Raw genomic sequence first — 4,581 nt, 5'->3', positions numbered from 1 at the left:
GTTGGGCGGGCCCTTGGACATCACTCCTCGTTGGCGTCGAGATGCCTGCCCTCGCGATCGAGATGCAGATAATTGGGATTGAACAGCGCGACATCCTGCAGTGCCTGGAGGTTGGGAATGGTCAGCGTCCTGTCCTTCAGCACGATGAGGTTCGAGGCGCGCAGCTCCTGCAGCGTGCGATTGACGTGAACCGTCGACATGCCCAGCGTCTCGCCCAGTTCCGTCTGCGTCAACGGGAATTCGCAACTGCTGTCGCTTGTGCAGCCGGCGGCCTCCAGCCGGATGAACAGCTCGCACAACAGATGCGCCATCCGCTCGAGCGCATCGCGCTGGCCGAGGTTGACTGTCCACTCGCGCTGGATCGCCGCCGCGACCAGCGATTCCCACCACAGAGCCTGAGTGATGCGCGGATGTCCGATCATCATCTCGTCGAAGGCGGCGCGCGAAATCTCCGAGACCGCGACTGGCGTGATGGCGCCGATCGAGTGGTCCATTTCTTTCAGGATGAAGACGTTGAGGTCACAGAGATCGCCGGGGAGGAAGAAAGCAATGATTTGCCGCCGCCCGTCCTCGAGGGTCTTATAGCGGCAGGCCCAGCCCTCGTTGATCAGGTTGATGAACTCAGGTTTCTCGCCTTCGTGGATGATGTCTTCGCGCGCGGCGAAGCGTCGGACGCGTTGCGCCGCAATTCTGACCAGCATCTCCTTGTCGGCCTGCGAAAGCCGCGTGAATTTCTCAAGCTTGCGGATCAGAGGTCGCCTCATCCCAGTCCTCTTTCCCGTGATACACACAATGATGCGGCGGCGACCTTACCTATGTTAATGTCGGACCGCGTAAGACGGTCCAAATGACTCCGCTCGGGAGGCTTGCCATGAACGAGAAATTCGCCGGCGCTCGTGTTCTGGTCATGGAAGACGAGTATTTTCTGGCTGAGGATATCACAAAAGCCCTCTTGGGGCTCGGGCTGACGGTCATCGGACCCTTCGCGACCCGTGACAAGGCCTTGAACTCCCTTGACCTGGATTGCGTCGACGCCGCCATACTTGATCTCGATCTGGCCGGTGGCATCGACTTTGCCGTGGCGGACGCGCTGCTGGAAAGGCGGCTTCCGTTTGTGTTCGCCACCGGCTATGACGCCGCTGCCATCCCCCCACGCTTTGCTGAGATTCGCAGGTTCGAAAAACCTTGCGACGCAACGGAACTGGCGCACCACATTGTGGACATGACGCGCGAGTCGCTGCCGATCCCTTGCGATCGATAATGGGTTGGTGCGGACTAGATGGCCGTCAAATCGAAGCTCACGGCGTAACCATGCCTGACGGCCGATCGCGCAATCATGTTGCTCAATTGCGGCCTCTCGACCGAGCAATCCGGCATGACGGTCAAGATGGCCCTCGTGGCCGCGGCGACCGACACCGGCGTGCGCTGCGAGGAACGCGTTTCCATGTAGTGTTCTATAAGCTCGTTCAGCCGCACAGGATAATATTTGATCACGCCGCAACCTTCCCTTAGCCGCGCTTTTGTTATGTTTGCATTTGATAATTGCGCCCTGCCTCGCCACGCATTAACCCATGCGAGGGAGGCGGAAATTCTTTGGAAGCTTGGGCGCGGTCAAGACCCCGATCGCAAAAAGGGCCCGCCTCGCCTGGGGGTAGAGTTAGGCGGGCCCTCCGGCTCTCTTCGGTTGCCACCGTCTTGTAAGCCAGGGTTGAAATTTATCCGAGCCCGGAAAGAGTCGCTTTAACCTGCGTTATTGTCGGGGACCTGAGCCGGGCGCAGATATCTTCAGCGTCACCCGGCGGACCCGGTTGAGTGGCGCCTGGGGACGCCCGCGAGGCGCTCAGCCAAGCAACAAGAGAACAAAATGGTCTCCGCTGCCAATGGCTATGACTTTTCCGACATCAAGGCTGTTGCGCGCGAGCTCGTGCAGTCCGATCCGTCCGTGTCGATAGAGGACATAGTCCGCTCGCTTTACGAAGATCTCTACGAAGGCCAACCCTGCCCGCCGGCGTTGATTGAAGCCGTCAAGCAAGCGTTGCAGCACCCGGCCAGCGGGCAAACAGGCGCAGGTGGTACCTGATGTGCGCCGCTCTTGTCCGCCCTGAGCTGCATCGGCCGCTGAGAGTTATCATGGCAGCGCTGGAGCGGTTTGGCGGCTGAGGGGAACATGCGGCTTCCCCCGGTGTTCGGCATCATGGATGATCTGCGCTCGCCTCGCATCCAGCTCGACCTGGAACATCTTCTCCAAACCCGCCGACGCGCGGAGCGTCTGATCGGCGAAACCGGTTCCGCTATCGCCAGAAGTCGGATTTTGCTGCAGCAGTCCCGACAGTTGCTGGCCAAGATCGGGCGAGACAGAAGCCTTGATCCGCCTTGGCAAAGTGCTCAAGGCACCCGGCCAGAAGCGCGCGGCCAGAAATAGCGTCAGGCTTGGTCGCCCAGGAAAATCCTGGCGTCCTTTGCGGCGTCTACGAAAGCCTGGCGCGCCACGCCCTGATGGCGTGATGCCGGGCGCGGGAGTTGGGCTTCGGCCAGGTATGCAGAAGGACGTCGGCCGCATCCAGCACAGTGACCACCACCCGATCACGATCGATCCGGCCGGGCTGCACGATTACCGGTTTGCGAAAACGTTTGATGCGTTTTGAGCGCATGATCGCTTTACCGCTGACCATTCGCCCAAAGAGAAGCGCTCAATCCCCGCCGCCATCAACAACCTATGTTAAGGCGGCGGCGCAATCATCGTGCAACATAGGTTGGCCTTTGTCCCTCACTTAGGCCAGGCCCGGCCTGCAATCCTGTGTCACGGACGAAAACGCAGGTCGGGCTTCATCCCTACGGGGTCAGGCGAGCTGCCAGCGTGTTCAAGCCACCAACGACTGATGTGCGGTCTCCGTTCCGAAAGCGGAACATTTGAACCTTTCACCGGTTAGCGCACCACCGGCGCCTCTGCTTGCGGGAGCACAGCCTTCAGTCCGGGAAGGAAGATCAATGTCAGGCACCGACTTGTGGTTCATCGTCGTCGCGGGCGGTCCCCTCATTCTCATGCTCGTGATCGTCTACGTTCTCCTTACCCGCCGCCGCCGCGGACCGGCAGAGCGGCGCGAGAGCGACCGGGCAACCCAGCGTCTGTACCGGGACGAAGGCGACTAGCGCCTCTGTCCTGGCGAAGCTCGTCGAAGCGTGACGTCAAGCGCGGAACAACGTCGGTCTGCCGCTGTTTACCGAAACATGGGAATGAAGATCGAAAGCCGGAGCAACGGTTGATGGCCAATGACGAGTTACCGGGAGTGCTGGCGACGCTGCCGGTTATCGATGCAAAGGCGGAGCCGACGCTGAAGAGCGCGGAGGCGGAAGCGTTCTACACGAGTGCAATCCGCGAGCTCACCGCCACCGACATTCCTTTTCTGGTCGCCGGGACCTATGCCGTCAGCGCCTATACCGGTGTCGTGCGCCAGACCAAGGACCTCGACATCTTCTGCAAGCCCGGCGATTGCCCACGCATCCTCACCCATTTCAAGGATATCGGCTACGCCGTCGTGATCGAGGATGACCGCTGGCTGGGCAAGGTCTTCGAGGGCCCGCATTTCTTCGACGTGATCTTTGCGTCCGCCAACGGGACCATGCAGGTCAAGGACCAGTGGCTGGAGCATGCCCGCCAGGTCGAGCTGCTGGGCAGCCGGGTCAGGATCATCGGCCCGACCGAGCTTATCTGGTCGAAATGCTTCATCCAGGACAGGGGCCGGCATGACGGCGCCGACATCGCCCATACCATACTCAAGGCGCATGAGCAGATCGACTGGCAAAGATTGCTCTCCTATCTCGACACCCACTGGGAGGTGCTCTTGATGCAGTTGCTGAATTTCAGATGGATCTATCCCAGCGAACGCGACCACATTCCCGACTGGCTGCTCGACAATCTGCTCGACCGGCTCGCCAGGCAGCGGCAACTGCCTTCGCCGCGGATGAAGATCTGTCGCGGCCGGCTTCTGTCGCAGGTCGACTACGAGATCGACGTCAAGGAATGGGGCTTCGCCGGCGTCGGCGGCGTTGGAGAATTCCGCGATGGCTGAACAAAGCAGGACGGGCCGCAAAGCGAGCGGCAACGGCAAGGTCAAGATTGCCGCCATGGGCGACCTGCATGTTCAGGAAGATGCGCAGACTTCCTACCGCGACCTGTTCGGCGAGGTTTCCCGAGAAGCAGACGTCCTGGTGCTCACCGGCGATCTCACCAATCTCGGCAAGCCGAAGGAGGCCGAGCTCCTCGCGGAGGATTTGCGCGCCTGCTCCATTCCCGTGGTCGCGGTGCTCGGCAACCACGATTACGAATCCGGCTGCGTCGACCAGATCGCGGCGACGCTCCGCCAGGCCGGTGTCTATCTCCTCGATGGGCAAGCGACGGAGGTGATGGAAGTCGGCTTTGTCGGCGTCAAGGGTTTTGTCGGCGGCTTCGGCCCGAGGATGCTTGGCTCTTTCGGCGAGCCCGCGATCAAGGCCATGGTGGCCGAGAGCGTCAACGAGGCGATGCGGCTCGAGAACGCCATGCGGCAGGTCCGCGCCAAGCGCACGCTGGTGGTGCTTCAC

Annotated in this window: 8 protein-coding genes; 6 read left to right on the top strand and 2 right to left on the bottom strand. The window is 61.1% G+C overall.

What is annotated here, in order from left to right; all coding sequences use genetic code 11:
• Window positions 1-20: 20 nt before the first annotated feature.
• Window positions 21-764, bottom strand: a complete 744-nt coding sequence (locus tag EOA27_RS23495) for a Crp/Fnr family transcriptional regulator (RefSeq protein WP_126079162.1) — start codon at window positions 762-764, stop codon at window positions 21-23.
• Between the two features lie 107 nt (window positions 765-871).
• Between EOA27_RS23495 and EOA27_RS23490 the strand changes: the two genes are divergently transcribed.
• From EOA27_RS23490 to EOA27_RS23480, 3 genes are all read left to right on the top strand, one after another.
• Window positions 872-1,261, top strand: a complete 390-nt coding sequence (locus EOA27_RS23490) for a response regulator (protein WP_126062591.1) — start codon at window positions 872-874, stop codon at window positions 1,259-1,261.
• A 603-nt stretch (window positions 1,262-1,864) separates the two neighbouring features.
• Window positions 1,865-2,080 carry a hypothetical protein gene (locus tag EOA27_RS23485; protein WP_126062589.1) on the top strand — a complete coding sequence of 72 codons (216 nt, stop codon included), beginning with the start codon at window positions 1,865-1,867 and terminating at the stop codon, window positions 2,078-2,080.
• Window positions 2,081-2,167: 87 nt separating this feature from the next.
• Window positions 2,168-2,422, top strand: a complete 255-nt coding sequence (locus tag EOA27_RS23480; RefSeq protein ID WP_127257355.1) for a hypothetical protein — start codon at window positions 2,168-2,170, stop codon at window positions 2,420-2,422.
• A gap of 46 nt (window positions 2,423-2,468) precedes the next feature.
• On the opposite strand, the gene EOA27_RS23475 is transcribed toward EOA27_RS23480, so the two are convergent.
• Window positions 2,469-2,651 (bottom strand): DUF982 domain-containing protein, encoded by a 183-nt coding sequence (locus tag EOA27_RS23475; RefSeq protein ID WP_245467247.1) that lies wholly within the window; start codon window positions 2,649-2,651, stop codon window positions 2,469-2,471.
• 337 nt (window positions 2,652-2,988) lie between these two features.
• On the opposite strand from EOA27_RS23475, the gene EOA27_RS40880 reads away from it, so the two are divergent.
• The 3 genes from EOA27_RS40880 to EOA27_RS23465 all read left to right on the top strand — a co-directional run.
• Window positions 2,989-3,150 carry a hypothetical protein gene (locus EOA27_RS40880; protein ID WP_189341621.1) on the top strand — a complete coding sequence of 54 codons (162 nt, stop codon included), beginning with the start codon at window positions 2,989-2,991 and terminating at the stop codon, window positions 3,148-3,150.
• 113 nt (window positions 3,151-3,263) lie between these two features.
• Complete coding sequence (locus EOA27_RS23470) at window positions 3,264-4,070, top strand: hypothetical protein (RefSeq protein ID WP_126079160.1); 807 nt, start codon at window positions 3,264-3,266, stop codon at window positions 4,068-4,070.
• The coding region (locus EOA27_RS23465; protein WP_127257352.1) for a metallophosphoesterase at window positions 4,063-4,581 on the top strand (519 nt) is incomplete at its 3' end. The genes EOA27_RS23470 and EOA27_RS23465, both read left to right, overlap by 8 nt.

It is taken from the genome of Mesorhizobium sp. M2A.F.Ca.ET.037.01.1.1 (genome assembly GCF_003998075.1).
In the GTDB taxonomy this organism is placed as follows: Bacteria; Pseudomonadota; Alphaproteobacteria; order Rhizobiales; family Rhizobiaceae; genus Mesorhizobium.
This window is presented reverse-complemented; position numbering and strand designations above follow the sequence as displayed.